23 protein-coding genes are annotated in these 23897 nt (G+C 69.3%); 10 read left to right on the top strand and 13 right to left on the bottom strand.

What is annotated here, in order from left to right; translation table 11 throughout:
• The gene (gene dnaE / locus ABEB28_RS31955; RefSeq protein ID WP_345731966.1) at window positions 1–3546 is read right to left on the bottom strand and encodes a DNA polymerase III subunit alpha; all 3546 of its coding nucleotides are present in this window, start codon (window positions 3544–3546) and stop codon (window positions 1–3) included.
• Window positions 3547–3859: 313 nt separating this feature from the next.
• On the opposite strand from dnaE, the gene ABEB28_RS31960 reads away from it, so the two are divergent.
• Window positions 3860–5275, top strand: a complete 1416-nt coding sequence (locus ABEB28_RS31960) for a serine/threonine-protein kinase (RefSeq protein ID WP_345731967.1) — start codon at window positions 3860–3862, stop codon at window positions 5273–5275.
• Between the two features lie 214 nt (window positions 5276–5489).
• On the opposite strand, the gene ABEB28_RS31965 is transcribed toward ABEB28_RS31960, so the two are convergent.
• Window positions 5490–6611, bottom strand: coding sequence for an NAD(P)H-dependent flavin oxidoreductase (locus tag ABEB28_RS31965; RefSeq protein WP_345731968.1), 1122 nt, complete (start codon window positions 6609–6611; stop codon window positions 5490–5492).
• A gap of 86 nt (window positions 6612–6697) precedes the next feature.
• On the opposite strand from ABEB28_RS31965, the gene ABEB28_RS31970 reads away from it, so the two are divergent.
• From ABEB28_RS31970 to ABEB28_RS31980, 3 genes are all read left to right on the top strand, one after another.
• The gene (locus tag ABEB28_RS31970; RefSeq protein WP_345731969.1) at window positions 6698–7414 is read left to right on the top strand and encodes a TetR/AcrR family transcriptional regulator; all 717 of its coding nucleotides are present in this window, start codon (window positions 6698–6700) and stop codon (window positions 7412–7414) included.
• Window positions 7415–7434: 20 nt separating this feature from the next.
• A complete protein-coding gene (locus ABEB28_RS31975) occupies window positions 7435–8949 on the top strand; it encodes an acetyl-CoA acetyltransferase (protein ID WP_345731970.1) in 1515 nt (504 codons plus the stop codon).
• Window positions 8950–9091: 142 nt separating this feature from the next.
• Window positions 9092–10321, top strand: a complete 1230-nt coding sequence (locus ABEB28_RS31980; RefSeq protein WP_345731971.1) for an outer membrane protein assembly factor BamB family protein — start codon at window positions 9092–9094, stop codon at window positions 10319–10321.
• A 154-nt stretch (window positions 10322–10475) separates the two neighbouring features.
• Here the strand turns inward: ABEB28_RS31980 and ABEB28_RS31985 are convergent, their stop codons facing one another.
• From ABEB28_RS31985 to ABEB28_RS31995, 3 genes are all read right to left on the bottom strand, one after another.
• Window positions 10476–11072 carry a hypothetical protein gene (locus ABEB28_RS31985; protein WP_345731972.1) on the bottom strand — a complete coding sequence of 199 codons (597 nt, stop codon included), beginning with the start codon at window positions 11070–11072 and terminating at the stop codon, window positions 10476–10478.
• A 362-nt stretch (window positions 11073–11434) separates the two neighbouring features.
• Window positions 11435–12028, bottom strand: a complete 594-nt coding sequence (locus tag ABEB28_RS31990) for a recombinase family protein (RefSeq protein WP_345731973.1) — start codon at window positions 12026–12028, stop codon at window positions 11435–11437.
• A gap of 37 nt (window positions 12029–12065) precedes the next feature.
• Entirely contained in the window at window positions 12066–12422 is a 357-nt protein-coding gene (locus ABEB28_RS31995; protein WP_345731974.1) for a recombinase family protein, read from the bottom strand.
• Between the two features lie 211 nt (window positions 12423–12633).
• On the opposite strand from ABEB28_RS31995, the gene ABEB28_RS32000 reads away from it, so the two are divergent.
• Both ABEB28_RS32000 and ABEB28_RS32005 read left to right on the top strand, forming a co-directional pair.
• A complete protein-coding gene (locus ABEB28_RS32000; RefSeq protein ID WP_345731975.1) occupies window positions 12634–13476 on the top strand; it encodes a helix-turn-helix domain-containing protein in 843 nt (280 codons plus the stop codon).
• A 25-nt stretch (window positions 13477–13501) separates the two neighbouring features.
• Window positions 13502–13708 (top strand): DUF397 domain-containing protein, encoded by a 207-nt coding sequence (locus tag ABEB28_RS32005; RefSeq protein WP_345731976.1) that lies wholly within the window; start codon window positions 13502–13504, stop codon window positions 13706–13708.
• Between the two features lie 92 nt (window positions 13709–13800).
• Here the strand turns inward: ABEB28_RS32005 and ABEB28_RS32010 are convergent, their stop codons facing one another.
• Both ABEB28_RS32010 and ABEB28_RS32015 read right to left on the bottom strand, forming a co-directional pair.
• Window positions 13801–14589 (bottom strand): hypothetical protein, encoded by a 789-nt coding sequence (locus tag ABEB28_RS32010; RefSeq protein WP_345731977.1) that lies wholly within the window; start codon window positions 14587–14589, stop codon window positions 13801–13803.
• A gap of 55 nt (window positions 14590–14644) precedes the next feature.
• The gene (locus ABEB28_RS32015) at window positions 14645–15088 is read right to left on the bottom strand and encodes a MarR family winged helix-turn-helix transcriptional regulator (RefSeq protein ID WP_345731978.1); all 444 of its coding nucleotides are present in this window, start codon (window positions 15086–15088) and stop codon (window positions 14645–14647) included.
• Between the two features lie 73 nt (window positions 15089–15161).
• On the opposite strand from ABEB28_RS32015, the gene ABEB28_RS32020 reads away from it, so the two are divergent.
• Window positions 15162–15536 carry a cupin domain-containing protein gene (locus ABEB28_RS32020; protein ID WP_345731979.1) on the top strand — a complete coding sequence of 125 codons (375 nt, stop codon included), beginning with the start codon at window positions 15162–15164 and terminating at the stop codon, window positions 15534–15536.
• A 177-nt stretch (window positions 15537–15713) separates the two neighbouring features.
• On the opposite strand, the gene ABEB28_RS32025 is transcribed toward ABEB28_RS32020, so the two are convergent.
• Window positions 15714–16310, bottom strand: a complete 597-nt coding sequence (locus ABEB28_RS32025; protein WP_345731980.1) for a hypothetical protein — start codon at window positions 16308–16310, stop codon at window positions 15714–15716.
• A 198-nt stretch (window positions 16311–16508) separates the two neighbouring features.
• On the opposite strand from ABEB28_RS32025, the gene ABEB28_RS32030 reads away from it, so the two are divergent.
• Window positions 16509–16934 carry an OsmC family peroxiredoxin gene (locus tag ABEB28_RS32030; protein WP_345731981.1) on the top strand — a complete coding sequence of 142 codons (426 nt, stop codon included), beginning with the start codon at window positions 16509–16511 and terminating at the stop codon, window positions 16932–16934.
• Between the two features lie 213 nt (window positions 16935–17147).
• Window positions 17148–17462 (top strand): STAS domain-containing protein, encoded by a 315-nt coding sequence (locus tag ABEB28_RS32035; RefSeq protein ID WP_345731982.1) that lies wholly within the window; start codon window positions 17148–17150, stop codon window positions 17460–17462.
• 60 nt (window positions 17463–17522) lie between these two features.
• On the opposite strand, the gene ABEB28_RS32040 is transcribed toward ABEB28_RS32035, so the two are convergent.
• The 5 genes from ABEB28_RS32040 to ABEB28_RS32060 form a co-directional block, all read right to left on the bottom strand.
• Entirely contained in the window at window positions 17523–18071 is a 549-nt protein-coding gene (locus tag ABEB28_RS32040) for a GAF domain-containing protein (RefSeq protein WP_345731983.1), read from the bottom strand.
• Window positions 18068–18379, bottom strand: coding sequence for a hypothetical protein (locus ABEB28_RS32045; protein ID WP_345731984.1), 312 nt, complete (start codon window positions 18377–18379; stop codon window positions 18068–18070). The genes ABEB28_RS32040 and ABEB28_RS32045 overlap by 4 nt, the downstream gene beginning before the upstream one ends.
• A 192-nt stretch (window positions 18380–18571) precedes the next feature.
• Window positions 18572–19024, bottom strand: coding sequence for a response regulator (locus ABEB28_RS32050; RefSeq protein WP_345731985.1), 453 nt, complete (start codon window positions 19022–19024; stop codon window positions 18572–18574).
• Between the two features lie 127 nt (window positions 19025–19151).
• Window positions 19152–20816, bottom strand: coding sequence for a PAS domain-containing sensor histidine kinase (locus ABEB28_RS32055; RefSeq protein WP_345731986.1), 1665 nt, complete (start codon window positions 20814–20816; stop codon window positions 19152–19154).
• A gap of 57 nt (window positions 20817–20873) precedes the next feature.
• The gene (locus tag ABEB28_RS32060; RefSeq protein ID WP_345731987.1) at window positions 20874–22310 is read right to left on the bottom strand and encodes a sensor domain-containing phosphodiesterase; all 1437 of its coding nucleotides are present in this window, start codon (window positions 22308–22310) and stop codon (window positions 20874–20876) included.
• Window positions 22311–22425: 115 nt separating this feature from the next.
• Here ABEB28_RS32060 and lpdA point away from each other — a divergent pair, with 115 nt between their 5' ends.
• Complete coding sequence (gene lpdA / locus ABEB28_RS32065; protein ID WP_345731988.1) at window positions 22426–23826, top strand: dihydrolipoyl dehydrogenase; 1401 nt, start codon at window positions 22426–22428, stop codon at window positions 23824–23826.
• The last annotated feature ends 71 nt before the right edge of the window (window positions 23827–23897 follow it).

The following is a 23897-nucleotide window of genomic DNA, read 5'->3' on the forward strand; positions in this document are numbered from 1 at the left end:
TTACTCGATCGCCGCCGGACCCAGCAGGGCCTTGAGATCGGCCATCAACGCCGGTGTCGGTGTGACGCGGACGTTGTCGCCGAGCTTCCACCGGGTCGCCCGCGCCTTGTGCTGCAGCTTGAGGTGCACCTCGGTCGTCCCCGGGTGGATGGAGAGCGTCTCCCGCAGCTGGGCGACGAGTTGGTCGTTGACCCGGTTGGCCGAGACCACGATGATCACCGGCTTCTCCGAGTCGGCCTCGCCCAGGTCGAGCAACGCCAGGTCCTGGGCGAGCAACTGGGGCTGGTCCTCACGTTTGTCGATGCGGCCTCGCACCAGCACCATGGCGTCCTCGACGAGGTGCTGGCCGACGAGCTCGTAGGTGGCCGGGAAGAACCGGACCTCGATACCACCCTCGAGGTCTTCCAGTCGGGCGCTGGCCCAGAGCTTCCCCTGCTTGGTGACCCGCTTCTGCAGCCCGGACAGCAGACCGCCGACCGCAACCGTGCGTCCATCCGGGTATTCGTCGCCGGTCAGCGCCGAGATCGGACAGTCGACCTTCGCGGCCAGGAGGTGCTCCACGCCGGACAGCGGGTGGTCGGAGACGTACAGCCCGAGCATCTCCCGCTCGGTGGCCAGTTTCTCCATCTTCGGCCACTCGTCGGTGCCGATCGGTGGCGTGAACGCGACGCTGAGGTCCTCGCCGCCGGTGTCGCCCCCGAAGCCGGAGCCGAACAGGTCGAACTGGCCGACGGCCTCGCTCTTCTTGATCTCGGCGAACGACTCGACCGCGGCCTCGTGCACGGCGAGCAGGCCCTTCCGCGTGTGCAGAAGCGAGTCGAACGCACCGGCCTTGATCAGCGCGTCGACGACCTTCTTGTTGCAGACGATCGCGGGCGTCTTCTTCAGGAAGTCGTAGAAGTCCTTGTACGCACCCTTCTCGGCGCGGGCCGAGATGATCGCGTCGACCGCGTTCGCGCCGACGTTCCGGACACCGCCGAGGCCGAACCGGATGTCGGTGCCACGCGGCGTGAAGTTCGCATCGGACTCGTTGACGTCGGGCGGGAAGACCTTGATGCCCATCTTGCGGCACTCGTTGAGGTAAACCGCCATCTTGTCCTTGTCGTCCCGGACGGACGTCAAGAGCGCCGACATGTACGCGGCGGGGTAGTTGGCCTTGAGGTAGCCGGTCCAGTAGGAGACCAGCCCGTACCCGGCGGTGTGGGCCTTGTTGAACGCGTAGTCGGAGAACGGGACCAGGATGTCCCAGAGAGCCTTGATCGCCTGGTCCGAGTAGCCGTTGGCCTTCATGCCCTCGGAGAACGGCTTGAACTCCTTGTCGAGGATCTCCTTCTTCTTCTTGCCCATCGCGCGACGGAGCAGGTCGGCAGCGCCCAGCGAGTACCCGGCGACCTTCTGCGCGATCGCCATGACCTGCTCCTGGTACACGATCAGGCCGTGCGTCGTGTCCAGGATCTCCTTGAGCGGCTCGGCCAGCTCCGGGTGGATCGGCGTCTTCTCCTGCTGGCCGTTCTTCCGTAGCGCGTAGTTGATGTGCGAGTTCGCGCCCATCGGCCCCGGCCGGTAGAGCGCGAGCACCGCGGAGATGTCTTCGAAGTTGTCCGGCCGCATCAGCCGCAGCAGCGAGCGCATCGGCCCACCGTCGAGCTGGAAGACGCCGAGCGTGTCACCGCGGGCCAGCAGCTCGTACGTCGCTTTGTCGTCCAGCGGCAGCTTGAGCAGGTCGATCTCCGGGCCGCCGTCGGCCACGATCGCCTTCAGGCAGTCGTCCAGGACCGTGAGGTTGCGCAGGCCCAGGAAGTCCATCTTCAGCAGGCCGAGCGTCTCGCAGGTCGGGTAGTCGAACTGCGTGATGATCGCCCCGTCGGAGGCGCGCATCCAGACCGGGATGTGGTCGGTGAGCGGCTCGGCGGACATGATCACGCCGGCCGCGTGCACACCGGCCTGCCGGATCAGGCCCTCCAGGCCCCGAGCGGTGTCGATGACCTTCTTGACGTCCGGGTCGCTCTCGTACAGACCCCGGATCTCGCCGGCCTCGTTGTACCGCTTGTGGCTCGGGTCGAAGATGCCCGAGAGCGGGATGTCCTTACCCATCACGGCCGGCGGCATCGCCTTCGTGATGCGGTCGCCGACCGCGTACGGGTACCCGAGGACGCGGGCCGAGTCCTTGATCGCGGCCTTGGCCTTGATCGTGCCGTACGTGACGATTTGGGCGACCTTGTCCGCGCCCCACTTCTCGGTCACGTACCGAATGACGTCACCGCGCCGACGCTCGTCGAAGTCGATGTCGATATCGGGCATCGAGACGCGGTCGGGGTTGAGGAACCGCTCGAAGATCAGGCCGTGCGGCAGCGGGTCGAGGTCGGTGATGCCCATCGCGTAGGCGACCATCGAGCCGGCCGCCGATCCACGGCCGGGACCCACCCGGATGCCGTTCGCCTTCGACCAGTTGATGAAGTCCGCGACGACCAGGAAGTACGACGGGAACCCCATCTGCAGGATGATGTCGATCTCGTACTCGGCCTGGTTGCGGTGCTGCTCGTCGTAGCCGTCCGGGAAGCGGCGCTTCATGCCCTCCCAGACCTCGTGCCGGAACCAGCTCTCCTCGGTCTCGCCCGCGGGCACCGGGAACTTCGGCATGAGGTTCTTCTTGGTGAACATGCCGGTGATGTCGACCTTTTCGGCGACCGCCAGCGTGTTCCGGCAACCCTCCTGCCAGGCGTCGGAGGAGTCGATGCCGTACATCTCGGCCGCCGACTTGAGGTAGTAGCCGGTGCCGTCGAACTGGAACGTCGGCGCCGCGAGCGTCGAGCCGGTCTGCACGCAGAGCAGTGCCGCGTGTGACGTCGCCTCGTGCTCGTGCGTGTAGTGCGAGTCGTTCGTCACGACCGGCGGGATGCCGAGTTCCCTGCCGATCTGCAACAGCCCGTCGCGGACCTGGCGCTCGATGCGCAGGCCGTGGTCCATCAACTCCAGGTAGAAGTTGTCCTTGCCGAAGATGTCCTGGTACTTGCCGGCGGCCGCGCGTGCCTCGTCGAAGTGGCCGAGCCGCAGCCGGGTCTGCACCTCGCCGGAGGGGCACCCGGTCGTGGCCATCAGGCCGTTCGAGTGCTCGGCCAGCAGCTCGGCGTCCATCCGTGGCCACTTCACGAAGTAGCCCTCGGTGTAGGCGCGCGACGAGAGCTGGAGCAGGTTGTGCAGCCCGTCGTCGTTGCGGGCCCACATCGTCATGTGGGTGTAGGAGCCGGACCCGGAGACGTCGTCGCTCTTCTGGTCGGGGCGACCCCACTGGATGCGCTTCTTGTCGTACCGGCTGGCCGGCGCGACGTACGCCTCGGTGCCGATGATCGGCGTGATGCCGGCGGCGGTGGCCTTGGTGAAGAAGTCGTAAGCGCCGTAGGTGTTGCCGTGGTCGGTCATCGCGACCGCGCTCATCCCGAGCCGTTCGGCCTCGGTGAACATCTCTTTGAGCCGCGCTGCTCCGTCAAGCATCGAATACTCAGTGTGCACATGCAGGTGGACGAATCCATCGGCGGCGCGGGGCATCGGACGAGCGCCTCCTGGGGCGGGAGTGGCCGGGGAGCACCAAGCACCCTACCCGCCTCGAGCACGCCGCGGGACCAGCGACGCCGAGGTGTGGACAACGGCTCTGACCGGCTGAGGAACGGTTACACCGTCCGGTGGAACGCCCGTGTCAACGACTGGCTGAGACGCCTTTTCGGCGGCGGGATCGCGCTGCGTGATCGGTCTTGGTGACGGTCCGGCGAGCGTCGTTCTGGCCGGGCGCATGTTCACTGTGCGTGACAGGGATGACGCGTTCACCGATTACTGCCTGCGCCGGTGCAGTACCTTGGCGCTCATGTGGCAGGAGGGCGACCACCAGGCCGAGCCCGCCCTCCTCGATGCCGAAATTCGGAGCGTGCGCACCGAGCTCGACGAGGTGACCGCGCGGCGGCGGGGGGCGCTCGACCGGTACGACGTGGTGAGCCTGGTGCTCATGGTCGTCGGCCTGGTGGTGTTCGCGTCGGCAGCCGTGGCGTCCTACGCCTCCGGGCAGAACGGACGCGGGCAGGTGTTCGCGGTGTTGACGCTGCTCGCGGTGCCGCTCGTCCTGGTCGCGGCGTGGCGGTCGGTCGGCCGGTATCTCGTGTTGTCCCGGCGGGTCGGCCGGATCCGGCAGCGGGAGGCACAGCTCGCCACGCGTCTGGAGACGCTCGGCGGCACGGTGACGCTGCCGGCCGCCCCGACCGTGCCGAACGTCACCCCGGCGGCTCCGACCGCAGTGGACCCTGCCGCAGCAGATCCGGCCCCGACCGCCGTGACGCCGCCGGCCGTGACGCCGCCGGCCGGTGCTCCGACGGCCGTGACGCCGACTCCGGTGGTCTCCGGGGGCACGCGGCCGAGCACCACGGACGCGATCGGGATGCTCGAAGCGGCACTGCCCGCCTACGCGGTACGGGGCGAGTTGGGCCAGGGCGGCTGCGGCATGGTGTTCCTCGCCGAGCACCGTCAGGCCGGCTGGTTACGTGCGCTGAAGTTGCTGACCGAGATGGAGTTGGTGCCCGATTCGCAGTCGCGGTTCCTGCGTGAGGCGCAGGTGATGGAGAGCCTCGATCATCCGCACGTCGCCCGCGTCTACGAGTACGTCGAGCACGATGGCTTCAACCTGATCGTGATGGAGTACCTGTCCGGCGGCAGCGCCGCGGCCCGCCTGGCCGAGCTGCTCGGACGGCCGGAACCGATCTGCGCGATCGGGCTGGCGGTGGCCGACGCGCTCGCCGCGGCCCACGCCCGGGGCGTCGTGCACCGGGACATCAAGCCGGGCAACCTGCTGTTCGCCGAGGACGGCGCGGTGAAGGTCACGGACTTCGGCATCGCGAAGCTGCTCGCCGGTGCCGACGGCGAGCCGGCCAGCGTCCTCGCGCTCACTCCCGGCTACGCCGCGCCCGAGCAGCTCAACGCCGACGAGATCACCGCCCGCACCGACCTCTACGGCCTGGCCGCGACCTTGTACCGCCTCTTCACGGGGCAGACCCCGCCGCTGCCCGGCGTGGACGGAGCGCCCCGGACTCGGATGAGTGCGATCCCGCCCGGCATCGCTGCGGTGCTGGAACGTTCGCTGAACGGGTTCCCGTCGAATCGCCACGACAGCGCGACCTCGTTCGCGCTGGACTTGGCGGCCGCAGCCGGCACCGCACTCCGCCCCGGTTGGCTCGACGCCGCCGGAATCCCCTTCCGCGGCGCCCCACCCATCCGGGTCGCCGCATCCTCCTGAACCCGCGCCCAGGTGGTCTTCCCGAAAATCCACCTCTCCGCGCCGCCCCGTGCGGTGGTCTTCCCGAAAGTCCGTCGCCCCGAGCCCCCGGAGAGGTGGCCTTCCCGAAAGCGTCGCTCCGCGCGCCCGGAGGGGTGGTGTTCCCGAAAAACCACCCCACCCAGGGCGCCGGCGAGGACTTCCCGAAAAGCCACCCCAGGACGGCGGCGGGCAGTCAGTCGAGCGTGCGGGCGACGCGCTCCACCGCGTCGGCGTAGTCGGACGCCATCTCGTACACCACGTCCCGCGTTGACTTCACCTCGTTCATCAACCCCACGCCCTGTCCGACCCAGTACGTCGCCAAGTCCTGCGCCCCCGCGTGCCCGGACGCCGCGAGCGCGTCGACGTGCCGCAGCGCCGGCTCGCTGATCAGCGTCTGCAGCGGCATCGGCAGCGGCTCCGGGCTGCCCGGCTGGGCCCAGGCCTCCGTCCACGGCGACTTGAGCTGCCGCGACGGCTTCCCCGTCCGCCCCTTCGACCGCACGGTGTCCCGCGACGTCGCGGCCAGGAACTTCTCCCGGGTGTGCGGCGCGGTCTCCGCCTCGGGGGTGGTCAGCCACACCGATCCGGTCCAGACCCCGGCCGCACCGAGAGCGATCGAGGCCGCCATCTGCCGCCCGGTCACGATCCCGCCCGCTGCCAGCACCGGGATCGGCGCCACCGCCTCCACGACCTCTGGCACCAGCACCAGCGTGCCGACCTCACCGCAGTGCCCACCGGCCTCGGTGCCCTGCGCGATGATGATGTCGACGCCGGCCGCGACCTGCTTGATCGCGTGTTCCCGGGCACCGACCAGCGCGGCGACCGGCACTCCGGCGGCCTTTCCGCGCTCCAGCATGACCGCCGGCGGCACGCCGAGCGCGTTGGCGATCAGCTTGATCGGGTGGCTGAACGCGACGTCCAGCAGCTCGTCCGGCGCCGGGATGCTCTGCGCGAACGCCAGCCCATCCGTCCCCGTCTGCGTGGCGGGGCTCACCCCGTGGGCAGCCAGGATCTCGTCCACGTAGGCCCGGTGCTCCGCCGGAATCGCCGCTAGCAGGGCGTCCATATCGATGGAGACGCCAGGCTGCAGCGCAGCCGCACGTTCCGGAACGATGATGTCGACCCCGTACGGACGGCCCTGGATGTGGTCGTCGATCCACGCCAGCTCGGTCTCGAGTTGCTCGGGAGTGAACATCGATCCACCGAGCACCCCGAACCCACCGGCCAGGCTCACCTCGACGACGACGTCGCGGCAGTGGCTGAAGGCCAGCAGCGGTAGGTCGATGCCGAGTAAATCGCAGATGGCGGTCTTCATCAGCGCGCTCCTCGTTGAGTGGGGTCGAGGTCATCGTGAACTCATGTGTTCATGTTGTAAAGTCTCGTTCCTGATCAGGAGGGGCCATGGCGCAGGAACGACCACCCGGAGGGCAGCGGGTCTACGGGGGGCTGAGCCCGGCCGAGCGGGTCGCCCGCCGCCGCGAGCAGTTCCTCGACGCCGCCGTCGAGGTGTTCGGCACCGTCGGCTGGGCCGGGTCGACGGTCGCCGACATCTGCCGCGCCGCGAAGCTGTCGCCGCGTTTCTTCTACGACGAGTTCCCCAGCCGTGAGGTGCTGTTCCTCGCCACCACCGATCGGGTCGCCAGCCAGGTCGAGCAAGTCGTCCGCGACGCGATCGCGACCGGCTCCGGCGATGTGCAGACCCAGGCGCGGCACGTGCTGACCGCACTGGCGGAGTACTTCACCGCCGATCCGCGGACGGTGCGGGTCGCGTTGATGGAGTCGCTCGCCACCCCGGAGTTCCGCGAGCAGCGGCGACTTCTGCTGGCGAGTTTCGTCGAACTGGCGGCCCGCCTGATGCGCCCGCTCCGGACCACGTCGGACGACGCCCCGGAGCGCGAGCGGCGTGACCTGCTCTCGGCAGGACTCCTGGTCGGGGGCGTCGTCGAGGTGTTGATCGCCGGCGCCACCGCGAACGAAGCGCACCCAGGCGCCGTGCCGCGCACCGACACCCCGAAGCGTCTCCCGACCGACCTCGGGGCGCTCGCCGTCCGGCGCCGCGGTGCCGCCGAACTCGTCGAGCACCTCACCGCACTGTTCACCGCTGCCGCTCGGCTCTGAGCTCCCGGAGGGCTAGACCTATGGACGACCACCGGTTACCCGTTCTCGTCGGTGTCGGGCAGGTCCGTGCCAACCGGAAGCGGGTGGTCGCCGAAGCGCGGGAGCCGCTGGCGCTGATCCTCGAAGCGCTCGACGTCGCCGCGGCCGACGCGAGCGCGCCCGGTCTCCTGGCCGCCGCCGACGCGATCTACACCGTGCGGGTCGCCAGCTGGGCCTACGACGACTTGTCCCGGGTGGTGGCCGACGGTGTCGAGGCCACGCCGCGGCACCGGGTGGACAGCCCGATCGGTGGTCAGTGGCCGGTCCGGCTGCTCGACCAGGCCGCGACCCGGATCGCGGCCGGCGAGAGCAGCGTCGCGCTGCTGGTGGGCGGCGAGGCGGCGGCGTCCGCCGCGGCGCTGCACAAGGCCGGCGTCGACCCGGTCACGGATCTGGGGTGGAGCGCCCGCCCCGGCGGCCCGGCCCCGATCGACGCCGCAGACCTGGGCAGCCCGGCGATGCAGGCCGCCGGGCTGCTGTTACCCACCCGGGTCTATCCGCTCTACGAGAACCGTCTGCAGGCCGACCTCGGGCTCACCCCGACGGAGAACGCGGAGTGGTCGGCGCGCCTCTACGCCGACCTGAGCGCGGTGGCCGCGACCAACCCGATCGCCTGGAACACCGAGGCGCTCGACCCGGCCGCGGTCGGCACCGTCACGGCGAAGAACCGACTGGTCTGTGAGCCCTACCCGCTCTCGATGAACGCGCTGCCGTTCGTCGACCAGGCCGCCGCGGTGATCGTCACGTCGCTGGCGGCGGCGCGGGCCGCCGGGGTGCCCGCCGAGAAGATCGTGCACCTCAACGCTGCCGCCGGCGTGGACGACATCGGCGACGTGCTGGCCCGTCCCAAGCTCGGCCGCTCCACCGCGCTCGCCGACGCGCTGACCGGCGCCCTCGACCGGGCATCCGTCTCCGCCGCCGACCTGGATCTGGTCGACATCTACAGCTGTTTCCCGATCGTCCCGAAGCTCGCCGGTCTCGCGCTCGGGCTGCCCCGGGACGCCGTCCTCTCGGTCACCGGCGGCCACTCCTCGTTCGGCGGACCACTGAACAGCTACTCGCTGCACGCGCTCGCCCGCGCGGTCGAGCGCATCCGGCGCGGTGACCGGTTGGCGCTGGTGCACGCCAACGGCGGATTCCTGACCTATCAGCACGCGGTCGTGCTCGGGTCCACCCCTACCGGGTTCGCGAGCGGTCCGGTGCAGGCCCGTACGGGTGGCCTTTCGGTCGCGGACGCCGGGCAGCTCGGCGACGTGGACCTGGTGGTCGAGACAGCCACGGTCGAGCACGACCGGGACGGCGCTCCGAGGCAGGCGTTCGTGGTGGTGAGCACCGAGGACGGTGTCCGTGCTGCGATCGCCACACCGTCCGGCGACCCCGCCGCGGCGGCTACCTGGTCGTTGGACGCCCTTCCGCCCGGTACCGCGACCCACACCGGACGCCGAGTGCACCTCCGCTCGGCGGACGGCGTCCCGACGCTCGTCGTCGGGGGCTGAGTGCGGAAGTTAGGTACCGGACGCATACGACCTGTCACGCATTGCGGAAACCCGTGTCGCTTGGACGCAAATCAGTGATCGCCTGATCTCGTAGCGCAACCTTGGCTACCGTGCCTCCAGCTCAGTCATCAAGGGGGCAGTGGTGCGCCAGAGAGCTCTGCTCGCGGTGGTGTTACTCGTGCTCCTGATGACTGCGGCGTGCGGCGGAGACTCGGATGACGCCCCGGACGACGACCCGTCCAGCTCCCGCCCGCCCGCCGCCGCCCCCGCGCCCAAGCGCTTCGATCCACCGGCCAGGTTCGCCAGCGAGGGCCAGACGCTCGCCAAAGCTCCCCGCCGGGGCGGAGCGCTGGGCAAACCGGAGGTGGCCGCGGTCTTCGTCGGCAGCACCCTGGTCTACGTCGACGAGTCCTCGCTCGCCGGCATCGACGTGGTCACCGGCGACGACCGCTGGGTCACTCCGATGCCGGGTGTGACGATCGCGGAGTCCACCCAGATCGCGACTCCCATCCTCTACGAGGACCGGATCTACGTCGCGGCGGCGATGACGGTGCCGGACGGCCCTCGGGTGTCCAGCCACCGGGCGATCTCGCTGGCCGCGGTGGACCCCTCCACCGGCGCGGAAGTGTGGACCGCCACGATCGAAGCGCTGCCGGGCGATCCGGTCCAGGACGTGCGGTTGGTCGGCGTCACGGCGGACTCGATCGTGCTGGACACCTCGACGACCACCTACGTCGTCGATCCGCAGACCCGGCGCACCCGCTGGCAGACCCAGTTCTTCGAACCGACGGTCGTCGACGGCACGGTGGTGGCCGGTCAGCTCGGTGAGGACGCCACCGAAACGAAGACCAGGACGGTCGGCCTGCGGCTGACCGATGGTGTGCAGCTCTGGTCCAGTGCGGCGGCGGCGCAGCAGGGCCGGTCGTTCCCGCTGGGGCCCGGCTTGATGGCGGTCCACGGGCGGGACTTCGCCAGCGCGGAGCCGTTCTTCGATTTCCTCGACCCGGCCACCGGCGAGAGTCGCTACCCGGGCGACAGCGACGAACTCAGCGCGCTCCAGAGCTGCTGGTTCGACGGTCGGACGCTGGTCGTCTGCGCGGCGACCGGCACCCGTACGGTCGCGGTCGGCTACAACTGGTCCGACCTGGCGGAGATCTGGGAACTCCCGGTCGGCGACCGGGCTGCCCCTCGCGTCACCGGGGCTTGGCACGGAGCCGTCTACGGCCTGTTGAAAGGCAAGCCGGTCACTCTGGACGGACGATCCGGAGCCGTCCGCACCAACGCCGCCGGGGCGGCGCCCGCTCTGGTCAACGAATACGCGGGGGTGTCCGCCGAGTCCGGATCGTTGCGATTGTTTCCGGCTCTGGCCTAGGGCGTGCTGAACAGCCGAATGCCCCGGGTGCCTGACGGCGGTACCCGGGGCAGTGAGGGTTATTCAGCCTCCCACCTGTGCCCGTTCAGAACGGTGCGGAAGGGCCGGCTGAATAACCCTCTATCGATACGCGGATCAAACCGAGCTAACTCGGTCAGTAGCCCTGGGTGTTCAGCACCCAGGTGCCACGGCAGCGCCAGTCGTTGCTGCCCCACTTGTTCCAGCTCTGGTGCCAGCCCTTGTAACCGCGCTTCGTGAAGTCGCAGTCGTAGGAGTCCCACCAGCCCTTGTGCACGCCACGCTTACCGGCGGCCTTGCAGGCCTTGTAGCTGCGGTGGAAGCCCTTGACCCGGTCGTGCTTCCACTTGTGGCCGCCCTTGTAGTGGCCCTTGTCCTTGTCCCAGTGCTTGTCCTTGTCCCGGTCGTGGTCACGCTTGCAATCGGCGTCGCAAACGTCCTTCTTGCCGTGGTCCTTCTTGTACCAGTCACCCTTCGAGTGGCCAGACGAGTAGTCCTTCTTCTTGTCCGCAGACGCCCACTTCACCTCGGTCTTCTCGATCTTCGTGTAAGACCCGGCGACCGCAGAAGACGACTCGTGGTCGGAGCCCCAGTCGTTCTGGTAGCTGCCACCCGCGTACTCGTCACCGCTGGGCGTCGACGCGGATGCCGGCGCGGCGAGACCGATCGTGGCGCCACTGGCCAGGGCCAGCCCTGCAACCGAGAGAGCCGTCCGTCGTGCCTTGCTTCCCATTTACTGCCTCCTCTGGTGTTTCAGGCGGAATGAGCAAAGCAGACGCATCGGCGTTTTTTCGGCCCCGAAAGGGGCCTTACGCCAATCACTATTTGTGTGAATAGGGAGTTTTGCCCGCCAGAGTGAACCGCCGAGATACGTTCGGAAGATCGGCTCTCGGCCGTTCGGCCGGTTTTGCCGAGATGCCCGTTACCTAACTCGGAGAACAGATGTGCCGCTTCTGCGGCTTTCGGCGTTCTCGATCATCCACTCCGGACGCGTTGGTGAGTGATCGCCATTCCTCGCGTCCGAGAACCCGCGCACACAAAGAGGACGGACCGGAGCGATGTCCGGTCCGTCCTCGTGCTCGAAGGGTGAAAGTGTTACCCGGCTGTCGGGTCGATGACCTGGATCGTGCCGCCCGCCGACGTCGCGTTGTGGCACAGCGCCCGACGGAGGACGTCGTTCGGTGCCAGGTGATCCCAGGTCGGCACCACGATCGCCGACGCCTCGCGCAGGTAGAGGTGGCGGAGGCAGGCGGAGAACCCGGGGCGCCGTGCGTCGTCGTCGGTGACGTCGTCGCGGTGCACGCGGAGCAGCGTCAGGCCACGTTCGCGGGCGTACTGGGCGATGGCCGCCACCAGCGGTGCGGTCACGTCGTCGTCGAGGTCGTCGGTCTTCCGTGCCAGCGCGACGAGCGGATCGCTCGGGGCCGACGTCGCCCGTAGATACCCCACGACCACGCGGGAGACCTCGCTGCGGGGCGGCTCGGGCTCCGGCTGCCGAACGGGGGACGCCCGGTCGAGCGCGGCGAGCAGCCGGGTGGCGTCCGGATGTTCTTCCGGGGCGACGACCAGCGGCGGCGGCCAGGCGGTCGGTGCGGTGGGTGTCGCCGGAAGCGTGACCGGCGCGGCGAAGCCGTGCCGTCCTGCGCCGTGCGACTCGGCCGGGCTCAACTCGCGAACCCCTGCGGTCATGCTCGTCGGTACTCCTTGCGCCGTCACGGTCGACCGGTCACGTTCCAGGTCGGGCTGGGTCGTGGGATTCCTCGGCGACGAACAGTCGACCGCCGGCGTCTTCCACGAGGTAGGCCAGCGAGTCGCGGACGTCGGGATGCCAGGACAGATGAGCGACGTCGAGCAGCAGGACCCCCTCGGCACGCCGTTCCCGCACGTCGGCCAGTGCCGCGGCGAAACCGGTTCGCTCTCCGCGCTTACCCCGGTTCGCCTTCGGACCGACGGCGTCCGCATAGACGTGTCGCAGCTCCAGCGCGCGGTGTTCGGCGTAGCGTCGTAGAGCTTCGTGATCCGCGATCGAATTCGGATCGCCCGTGCGAGGCGGTCGTAGGTAGCCGACAACTGTCGTTGCCATCTGGTCTCTCCGGGTCTCGGGCTGCTGGACAGGCGTCACCGCACGGAAGACAGGGCGGTGACACCTCGGCGGTCCCGGTAGACGCCGTGGGTCACATGCTGACGACCTCTGTCTCGATAGTGCATCCGCGTCCCCTGCAATGCAACTCCCACTTCGGCGTGGTGCGATTTCGAGGCTGGTGTGGTGGTTCGCGTGGTGCCACACTCGCGCCGTGTCAGGAAGCCCCACGGTTCGTCGCCGTCGTATCGCCAGAGAGCTGCGCCACCTCCGCGAGAAGGCGGGGATGACGCTCGAACAAGCCGCCCGTCAGCTCGACATGTCACGCAGCAATCTTTCCCGTATAGAGACCGCTCAGATCGGTATCAAGCCCCGAGATGTCCGGGCCGCACTGGCCCTCTACGGCATCACCGGTGAAGATTCCGAATCCCTCATCGAGATTGCCCGCGGCGCCCAACAGCGGGGCTGGTGGCAGAACTACGCCGACGTGCTGCCGTCGTGGTTCGAGTTCTACGTCGGCCTGGAGGCCGAGGCGGTCAAGATCAGCACCTACGAGGCCGAAGCCGTTCCCGGCCTCTTGCAGACCGAGTCCTACGCCCGTGCCGCCTTCCGGCTCACCGCCGGGGACGACGACGTCGACCGTAAGGTCGCGGCCCGCCTGCGCCGTCAGGACCTGTTGAGAGGAGATTCTCCGGCGGAATTGTCCGTCGTCCTGAACGAAGCAGTTTTGTTGCGGGCGTTCGGTGGCGTAACGGTGATGCGTGAGCAGCTTCTGTACATAGTCGAGCTATCAGCGCTACCCAACGTAACCGTTCAAGTCTTGCCATTTTCGGTCGGCGGGCACCCCGCGATGACGACACCCTATGTCATCCTTAGTTTCCCGGATCCTGACGACAATTCTGTCGTCTACCTGGATAACCTCACTGTGGGTATCGCTCTGGAGGAACCGGACCAGGTGGAGGGGTATACCCTCGTGCACCAAAAGCTGTGTGGCATAGCGCTCAGTCCGGAGCAATCCGTACTCCGGATCCGCGAAGCCGCTGGTGACATGTCGTAGTCGTGGCAGGAAAGCTGAGGCAGGTATGGCAAACATCGATCTCACTTACGCTCCGTGGCGCAAGAGCACTGCGAGCACGGGGAACGGCAACTGTGTCGAGGTTGCTCTGATGGAGTCTGTCGTTGCGGTGCGTGACACGAAGGACCGGCGTGGACCGGCTCTGGTGCTCCCCGCAGCCGGCTGGCGCTCGTTCATCAACGGCGCCAAGTCCGGCGAGTTCGACCTGAACTGAAACGCACGACCCAACCACCTGGGATCCCCGCACGCGGACCGCGCCCGGCCGTCCAGGCCGCGGCCGGATCCCGCGGCGGGGGTGGTGTCGAACTACGAGGCGGGGCGGATAACCAGGTCGCGCAGCGCAGCGTCGCTGCCCCAAGCGCTGAATCGCACTGCACCGCATCCGCCGGTCACTGGGACGGCGCCGTCGGTCAGCGGCTGTCCGTCGAACCACGCGGCGGCGTGCGTCCCGTCCAGGTCGACGCGGATCGCCGCGTCCTCCGCCGTACTCGCGAGCGCCCCGAGCGTCGTCCCGTCTCCGGCGACCAGCCGGACCTCTTGGTCGGCGCGGGAGTACTCGATCGAGAGCACGGCCGGGACCGTCGGGTCGGAGCCGGCTCGGATCTGGAGCGCCAGACCCGACGGAGGCTGCTCGGCGGCCGGGACCGCGTTCGCGGTCTGCGGAGTGCTCCCCGCGCTCTTCTGCCGCGCGTCTGCGCCGAGTGAGACGTCGCCGGTGCGGACGCTGGCCTCGAGCCGACCGTCGCAGAACTGTGCGTCCGAGAAGTAAGCGCCGCCGGTCGCCGGATCGGCGGTGGGTGCGTGAACGGTCACGCCGCGCTGCGGATCGCCGCTGACCGTGGCGTCGCCGTACGGCTGCGCGGTCGTCGGCCGCAATGCCGCCGACTCCGGCCGTTCGTCGGAGCGGGGCTTGGTCAGGTCGTGGGCGCGTAAGCCGACCATCAACGCGAGCAGTAGGACGATCCCCGCGACGATCGCGCCCATGCGTGCCGGTGCGCCGCGCCGGGTGCCGCGGACGCTGAGCGCGACGAGTACGCCGATCACGACGATCACCGCCGCCACAGTGACCTGATCGGACCTGCTCAGAGACTCCACTGCACCGCCCTCCGGTATGGGGCGTGCATGCCCGCTCCGGCGGAGGCCTAACACCTCACCAGGTGGCCGGCCGGAGAGGGCCGCGTCCGGCGATCCGGCGGAGGTCGGCGACGAGCGCGGCGATCCGGTCCGGCCCCAGCACGGCTGCCCAGGCGCTGACGGCCTCGGTGGCGGCTGCGTCGGCGGCGCGGGTACAGGCCCACCCCCGGTCGGTCAGCACGATGAGGCGTGCACGGGCGTCCGACGGGTGCGGACGCCGTTCGACGTAACCCTTACCGACCAGTTCCTCGACGAGTTGGCTCGCGGCCTGTTTGGTGACGCCCAGGTGCTCGGCGATATCGGTGACGGTCGCGCCGTCCGGGGCGAGGCGGGCGAAGACGTAGCCGTGTGTGGGGCGGAGGTCGTCGAAGCCGCGCCGGGCCGTACCGCTGTGGATTTGCCCGACGAGTGTGCTGGCCGCGCTGAGCAGCAGCGTCGAGAGCGCGAGTTCGTCCGCCATGGAATCACCTTGACACAGAAGTCAGCCTGCTTGACTATTTGGTCAAGCAGATTGACTAAAGGAAGGAGTGGCGATGCCCGTTCTGAACGCCGCCTCGGCGGTGACCCACGAGGTGCACGGAAGCCGGTTCACCTCCTACGTGCGACCGGCGGCCGGAAGTGCCGAACTCTGTGCCTGGCGGCTGGACGTGCCGCCCGGCACCACCGGAGTGCCGCACCGGCCGAGCCGGGAGGAGGTGCTGGCGATCCTGGGTGGGGCGGCCCGGGTGACCCTCGACGGCGAGGTGCGTACCGCGGTCGCGGGGGACGTCGTGCTGGTCCCCGCCGGCGCGAGTTTCCAGCTCGACGTCGAGGGTGACGAGCCGCTGCGCGCCTGGGTGACGACGTCGGTCGGCCTCACCGCTCTCCTGGAGGACGGCTCGACGCTGACCCCACCCTGGGCGCACTGAGCACCGCAGGTGCTCAGTGGTTCTGACCTGGAGCGCGCTGAGGGCGGCGCTGGCAGTCGAGCGCGAGGCCGCAGCGAACCACTGATTCGCCGTTGTCGGGCGCCGCGCGAGGCAGCATCCGCTGGGCTCGACCTTGCGGTGGTCTCAAGGCCTCGCGCTCGCCTGCCGGCGTTGTTCTCAGCGTGCCGCGCTCCGGGTGACGACTAGTTGGCCTCTGTGGTTGCCCCAGGCGGAGCGCCATGCGGCGGCTAGGCGGGCGCGGTCGGCTTGGTCGACCTTGATGCACCCGAGCGTCCGGTAATGACGGAACGGCGCGCCAGGGGCGCCGCTCGAGTGGATGAACAAGTCGTTCCGCACCGTCTTCCGATTGCGACAGACGCGGTCGGACACCCGCCAGACGTCGCCGCGGACCGCCGGATTACCGGCCCGGTAGTTCGGCCGGAACCAGACCGAGTACCGCCCCACCGGCAGTACCCCCCGGTTCTTCGCGCACTCGTTCAGGGATCCCAACCCGCTACCCGCTCGGACGGTGACGAACCGGCGCGCCTGGTCGCGGCGCGAGGAGTAGTAGAGCGTCAGCCGGCTGTTCTGCGGCGCGCGGACGTTGATGACGTAGTGGAAGCGGGGCAGTGTCCGCGCGGAGTGGCGGTCGTAGACGCCGGTGACCTGCGTGCCCGCCACGGCCGGCGGTGCGGCCAGCCCGAGTGCGACGACGGCGCCGAGGGTGCTGACGGCGCCGGTGGCGACGGCCACGATGCTGCGAATGATTCTCAACCCGATCTCCTCTCGACGCGCGCACGGATAGCGCGCGAGAGAACAGGACACACCAGCAGAAAAGCCCCTAGTGGAGCGGGTTGGTGTTTCTAGATTTATCGACTCCGCTCCAAACGTGGCGGACGGCCCAGGTGCCGATCGAGAGGGCGGACCCGAGTACGTTCAGGCTGACCTGTACTACGCGACTTGGAGTTGGACATGGCGCTTACCAGCACCGCGACCGCGCACTGGGAAGGAAGCCTTTTCGAGGGCAAGGGGTCGGTCAACCTCGACTCCTCCCGCGTCGGCTCGTTCGACATCAACTGGAAGGCCCGCTCGGAAGGGCAGGACTCCACGACCACGCCGGAGGAGTTGCTGGGCGCCGCACACGCGTCCTGCTTCTCGATGGCGCTCTCCAACGGGCTGGCCAAGGCCGGCACGCCGCCGACCGCGCTGAACACCACGGCTGACGTGACGTTCGTGCCCGGCACCGGCATCACCGGTATCGCGCTGACCGTGCGTGGCGAGGTTCCCGGCATCTCGGCAGACGACTTCGCGGCCGCCGCGGCTGACGCCAAGGTGAACTGCCCGGTCAGCAAGGCGCTCGCGAGCGTCGAGATCACTCTCGACGCCGCGCTCGTCTGAGCCTGCGACTGATCCGAAGGGCCCCGGGAAACCGGGGCCCTTCGCTGTGTGGGCACTCTCGACGTCGGCGCGGAGGTGTCTGCCGAAAAGGGCTCGTTTGTGAGACCGGGGCTGCGGATCCGCTCCGAGCCGGAAAACTCGGGTGAACTGGGCGTGAGTACCGGCCGTTATGCGGGTAGCCCTTCGAGTGCCACCTGGTGAGGGAGGGCAGCCATGGAAAGGCCGCCAACGCGCTTCGACGTCAGCACGACCGAAGGCTGCACCGTCATGCGCGTCTTGGGTGACCTCGACTCGGACTCGGCGCCCACGCTCCGATCGATGCTGGCCAAAGAGTTCGACGCTGGGCGCGATGTCATCGTCGACTTGGCCGACTGCCCGTTCCTCGACTCGGTCGGCATCGGTGTGCTGGTCTACGGCTGGAAGGCCGCGGAAACCCAGGGCGCACGCTTCCACCTACGCAACATCGGCCGGTACGCGCAGCGGGTACTGGACTTGGTCGGGCTGAGCGACCTGATCCCGGTGGCGTGACAGAAATCGGCGCCGACCTCCGTCGCAGGGTCGGCGCCGATTCCGTGGGTGGCCGACGAGTCAGCCGTTGGTGAAGAAGGTGGGCGTGAAGTCGGCGGAGTGCCGGCTCGGGTGCTGCTCGAACGCCCGCACGACGTCCTCGGCGGCTTCCCGGAGTTCGGCGATCTCCATCTCACTGAACACGTGCGGCGCGGTGTCGAGCACGCAGTGGGCGCCCAGCACCTGGCCGGACGGCGCGATCAGCGGCGCACCGGCGTAGGCGCGGATCCCGTCGAGTTCGACGACCGGGTTCGTGCACTGCATGGGATCGGTGGTGGCGTCCGAGACGATGTACGGCTCGCAGGTCAGCACCGTCTGAGCGCAGAACGCCCACTCCGCGGGTCCGCCCGGGCCGCCGCGGAGCCAGCCGTCGACGCCGTGGCTGCCAGCGATCAGCATCGCGTTGTCCAGCATCAGCGTGCTCATCGCCATCGGCAGGTGCAGGTGCGAGGCGGTCCGCATCGCGATCGCGTCCAGCTGCTGTTTGAGGTGCGGGTCGTCGAGTTCGTAGTTCGCCAGTGCCGCCAGGCGCTGCCGGTCGGCCAGGCGGTGGTGCAGGAGGGTGCTCATGCGCTGCTCCCGATCAGTTCCCGGTCGGTGGCGATCGCGTCGAAGGCCGCCACCCGGATCTCCAGCGAGCGGCCGCACAGCGCGGTGATCGGATCGCTGGACTTCATGGCCTCGATGACCCGGTCCAGCGCATCGGGGTCGGTCTCACGCCCGGTGAGACGGGTCTCGCGGAGCAGCTGGTGCCAAATGCGGTCGGTGATCTCGGCGTAGATCTCGGCCAGAGCCTGGTGGGCCTCGTCGAGGTCGGGCCGGGGCAGGCCGTAGGGCCCGGACGTGGCGCCGGGTGGGGGGTGCGGGAGATCGATCATGGTCGTCGTCCGTCCTCACGTGCCGCCACGGGAAAACTACGGGCGGTTACCACGATGATCACCCATTTTGCCCGTTTCGCCAAGATCCAGCCGCCGATCGCCGCGCGCACAGCGTCCATATGGCGTTGTGGCAGTTTCAAGCGCCGCCAGGCGCGCGCAGTTGAAATTCGTTACGGACCTGGAGCGGGCCGCCTACCGGCGACGGCCGGGGAGTTGGGCTGTCTGTCCGTAGAACTGCTCGATCTGCACTACGACGTTTTCGAACTCGGCGAAGTCGACCGGCTTGGTGACGTACGCGTTCGCGTGCAGGTCGTAGGAGCGCAGGATGTCTTCGTCCGCGGCCGACGTGGTCAGCACCACGACCGGGATGCTGGCGAGCGACTCGTCGAGCTTCAGCTCCTCCAGCACTTCCCGCCCGCTCTTGCGCGGCATGTTCAGGTCCAGCAGTACGAGATGGGGTCGCGGCGCGTCCTCGTAGGTGCCCTCGCGCCGGAGGAACTGCATGGCGACGACGCCGTCCGGCACGACGTGCAGCGTGCTGCCGATGCCGTGGGTGGCCAGCGCCTCTTCGATGATCATGACGTCGCCCGCGTCGTCGTCGACGATCAATACCTCGAAGGGTGGGGGCGAAGAGTACTCAGTCATGTGGGGCCTCCTACCGCGCAGACGGATCAGGGTCCCGCGCGCTTCTGGACGGGAGACTGCCGCTCATCGTACGGGTGTGGCGACGTTCGGCGGTATAGCGACCGTCCAGGCTGGGTATGGCTGACTGTTACGCCTCTTCGGGGCCGCGGATCGGTAGCGTGACGGCCATCGTCGTGCCCGGATGACCGTGCCGGACCTGGATCGTGCCGGCGTGCCGCTCGGTGATCGCACGGGCCAGTGTCAGGCCGAGACCGGTGCCGGTGATGCCGCGAGCGGTGGCGGCGGACGACCGGAAAAAGCGTTCGAACAGCCGTGACCGCTCCGCCTCCGGGATCCCGATTCCGCCGTCCGAGATCGTCAGTGAAACGAGCTCGCTGTCCCGCTGCAGTCGTACCCGGACGTCACCACCGTCCGGGGAGTAGCGCACCGCGTTCGAGAGCAGCTGATCGACCAACTGTCGCAGACGTGTGGGATCCGCGCAGATCGCCAGCGTCCGCGGAGCGTCCACTCCGATCGTGACGTCGTTCGTTTCGGCCATGGGCCGCAGCGTGGACACCGCTGCGTCGAGCAGGTCGACGAAGTCGACCTGCACCAGGTCGAGCGTGATGTCGCCGGACTCGAGCCCGGCGAGGTCGAGCAGGTCGGTGACGATCCGGCGCAGCGCGTGCGCGTTGCGGTCGACGGACTCCAGCAGGGTCCGGTTGTCGCCGGTGATCCGCTCGGTGTCGGTGAGTAGGAGCTCGGTGTGCGAGACGATCGACGTCAGCGGCGTGCGGAGCTCGTGGCCGACGAGTGCGAGGAAGTCGTCCTTGGTTCGGGTCAACTCCAGCGCGAGCTCGTCGGCGCGGCGTCTGGCCAGGAACTGCCCGACGTGCGCGGCGACGCCGCCGAGCAGCCCGAGCAGTGCCTCGTCCGGTTCGTCGACCGTGCCGCCGAAGAAGGTCAGGACGCCGATGAACTGCTCGGAGGTCCGGATGGGCACCGCGACCGCGGACCGGAGGCCGTAGCGGCTCGCGGTTGCGGCGAGGCTGGGGTGGCCGCTGGTCGTGACGTCGGCGTACCAGCGTGGTGTGCCGGTCGCCCAGACCTCACCGGGCAGCCCGACGCCACGGGCCAGCGGCTCGGGCAGCGGATCCGACGGCTGGTGCCCCGGCGCGACCCAGCGGGCGGCCGCGTACAGCATGCTCTCGGCCTCGTCGGCCAGCCAGAGCTCCCCGTACGGCCAGGACAGCCGAGTACCGACCGCCGCCAGGACCCCGGTGCCGGCGTCGGCGAGCGACGCCTCGGTGGTCAGTGCTTCCGAGACCGCGAGTTCGCAGTCGCCGAGCCGCGCGGCCATCCGGCGCTCGGTGATGTCGTGGAGGGTCAGCAGCGCTCCCAGCAGGCGCCCCTCGTCGTCCCGGACGGGCTGGCCGTGCACCCGGTAGGTCCGGGGGCGCTGTCCGTCCGGGCCGAGGTGGATCTCCATGCCCTGCAGCCGCTCGCCGCGCAGGGCCCGGCTGAGCGGGAGTTCCCCTTGCACGACCCGGGACCCGTCCGGGTTGCGCAGGCAGCCGGTGATCCGTTGGACGTCGGCACCGATCCGCAGCTCACCGCGGCTGTCGGAGTCGTGCTCCCAGCTCGCCGCGTCGCCGCGGTCGCAGGCCCGCGCCATCGCGCGGTTGAACAGCAGGATCCGTCCCTTTGAGTCGCACAGCACGACGGCAGCGTCGAGGTTCTCGAGTAGCGCGCGGAAGTACGGCTGCGGAAGGTGGGCCGGGAAGTCTGCGGTGATCGTGTCCTGCTGAGGCATCTCGCGGACATTAATCCAGAAACGGCGTAATTCTCTCGCCGCGTCCGAACCCCCTCGTCAGCGGTAATGGTCCGGCGGCACGGGAGCGAGCCAGCCCACCAGAGCGCGGGCCGCGCGTAGTACCAGCGAGCGCTCGTAGGTCAGCACGTAGTCGAAGCGACGCTCGGCGTCCGGTCCGTCGTCGCCGACGTCGCGGGCCACCAGCGCACCGGCGAAGTGCGGACCGACCACCACGACGTTCCACTCGTGCCGGAGCGGGTCTTGCGCATCCAGCACAGCGCCCCGGACACCCGGCGCCGGCTCGATCGCCACGCCCTCGCCGAGAGCTGCGACCAGACCGGCCGACTCGGCGAGCCGGGCGAACCGCTGCCTGGTCGTCGGCGTCAGGAACCGGTCGTGCTGGAAGCACGCGAGGACGACCGGCGGCTCCTCGCTGTCCAGGCCCTTGGTCTCCAGGTACTTGCTGATCGCGAGCAGCGAGTCCTTCGACGCCCGCCGCGCCGGACGGCAGGACGACAGGATCTGGAACGGGGTGCCGGCCGGCGCCTGGGGCATGCCCCGGTAGAGGCGCTCGGGCGGCAGCGACGGTGCGCGCTCGGTCGGCAGCGGCCCCGGCCGCCCGGTCAGCCAGCCCTGCACGATCGACGCACCCATCGTGCGGGCGGTCGCGAGGTGCGTCGAGGTCTCGACGCCCTCGGCGAGGATCGCTGCGCCGGACCGCTCCGCCTGCGCGATCACGCTGTTCACGACGCGGGCCGTCGACAGGTCGTGCGGATGCCGCAGCAGGTGCATGTCCAGCTTGATGACGTCGGGGTCGAGCAGCGGCATCAGGGCGAGCGATGCCGGGATCGCGCCGACGTCGTCCAGCGCGATGCTGCAGCCGGCCGCCCGGAGCGTCGATGCGGCCGTGAGCAGGCCCGCGGGGTCGGCGGCGATCGAACGCTCGGTCATCTCGATGACCAGGTGCAGACGACGCTCGGCCTCCCGGATCGCGGGCAGCAGGTCGTCGGGGCAGGGGGTGGACGCGGCGAGCGGCTCGGCGTTGACGAACAGCGCGGTGGACCGGTCGAGCCCGGCGGCGATCGCGGCGCGGCCGATCCGGGCGCGGCACGCCCAGTCCAGCTCGGTCAGCCGACCCACCTCGGCGGCGGCCGCGAAGAGCGCGGCGGGGTTCTCCCACGGCGTGCCGACCGGGCCCCGGCTCAGAGCCTCGTACCCCATCAGCGCCCGGTCGTCGGCGCGGACCAGCGGCTGGAACACCGGAAAGATCGCGCGGGCGTCGATCACGTCGTGGATGGTGGGGAACCGGTTCGCCGCGCGGTCGGCTCGGCTCGGCCGCACCGCACCGACCGCTCCCTGCCGGGCCTGCGCCGCGATCGACCCGGGACGCGGCACGACTCGGAGCGCGCCGTCGTCGCTGGGCAGCGCCTTGGCGGCGGAGCGCAGCGAGGACTGCGGCTGGGTCGCGAGCGGGGCGGGACGGTTGTCGGTCACGTCGAGTTGATCGGTGGCGTGGGTTACTCGGTGAGTAGTGAGCGGTTGCGGTTCGGGTGTCTCGTCCTCCGACCTGCCCGGTGCGTTCGCGGGGTTCCGGCATAGGCTGGAAACCGTGAGCACACACTTCGATGTCGTGGTACTGGGCGCGGGCCCGGGTGGGTACGTCGCCGCGATCCGAGCCGCGCAGCTCGGCAAAAAGGTGGCGATCATCGAGAAGCAGTACTGGGGTGGGGTGTGCCTCAACGTGGGCTGCATCCCGTCCAAGGCGCTGCTCCGGAACGCCGAACTGGCCTACATCTTCCAGAACGAGGCCAAGCAGTTCGGCATCACTGTCGACGGCACGGTCTCGGTGGACTTCAAGCCCGCGTTCGACCGGAGCCGCAAGGTCGCCGACGGCCGGGTCAAGGGCGTCCACTTCTTGATGAAGAAGAACAAGATCCAGCAGTTCCACGGCTGGGGAACGTTCACCGACGCGAACACGATCGAGGTCGCGCTCAACGACGGCGGCAGCGAGACGGTCACGTTCGACAACGCGATCATCGCGGCCGGTGCCACCACGCGACTGCTGCCCGGCACGCAGCTGTCCGAGCGGGTCGTCACCTACGAGGAGCAGATCCTCACCGACAACCTGCCGGAGAGCATCGTCATCGCCGGCGCCGGCGCGATCGGCGTCGAGTTCGCGTACGTGATGCGGAACTACGGCGTCGACGTCACGATCGTCGAGTTCCTCGACCGGCTGGTGCCGCTGGAGGACGTCGAGGTCTCCACCGAGCTGGCCAAGCGCTACAAGAAGCTCGGCATCAAGGTGCTCACCTCGACCCGGGTGGAGTCGATCGACGACTCCGGCGAGCGCGTCAAGGTCGTGGTGTCGAAGGACGGGCAGCAGCAGACCCTGGAGACCGACAAGGTGCTCCAGGCGATCGGGTTCTCGCCCCGCACCGAGGGCTACGGCCTGGAGAAGGTCGGCGTGAAGCTGACCGAGCGCGGCGCGATCGACGTCGACGAGTTCTGCCGGACGAACGTCCCGCACGTGTACGCGATCGGTGACGGCACCGCCAAGCTGATGCTGGCGCACGCCGCCGAGGCGATGGGCATCATCGCGGCGGAGACGATCGCCGGCGCCGAGACGATGTCGCTCGACTACGTGATGATCCCGCGGGCCACGTACTGCCAGCCGCAGATCGCCAGCTTCGGCTACACCGAGGCCCAGGCGCGCGAGAAGGGCTACGACGTCCAGGTCGCGAAGTTCCCGTTCACCGCGAACGCCAAGGCGCACGGCCTGGGCGACCCGGGTGGCTTCGTGAAGATCCTGTCCGACGCCAAGTACGGCGAGCTGCTCGGTGCGCACATGATCGGCCCGGACGTGACCGAGCTGCTTCCGGAGCTGACGCTGGCGCAGCAGTGGGATCTGACGGTGCACGAGGTGGCGCGGAACGTCCACGCTCACCCGACGCTGTCCGAGGCGGTCAAGGAGGCCGTCCACGGCCTCGCAGGGCACATGATCAACTTCTGACGCCGCGGCCCGACACTCATTTACGTCAAATCCGCCTCCACGCGCGCCGTGGGGGCGGATTTGACGTAAAT

The organism is Cryptosporangium minutisporangium (assembly GCF_039536245.1).
GTDB lineage: Bacteria > Actinomycetota > Actinomycetes > Mycobacteriales > Cryptosporangiaceae > Cryptosporangium > Cryptosporangium minutisporangium.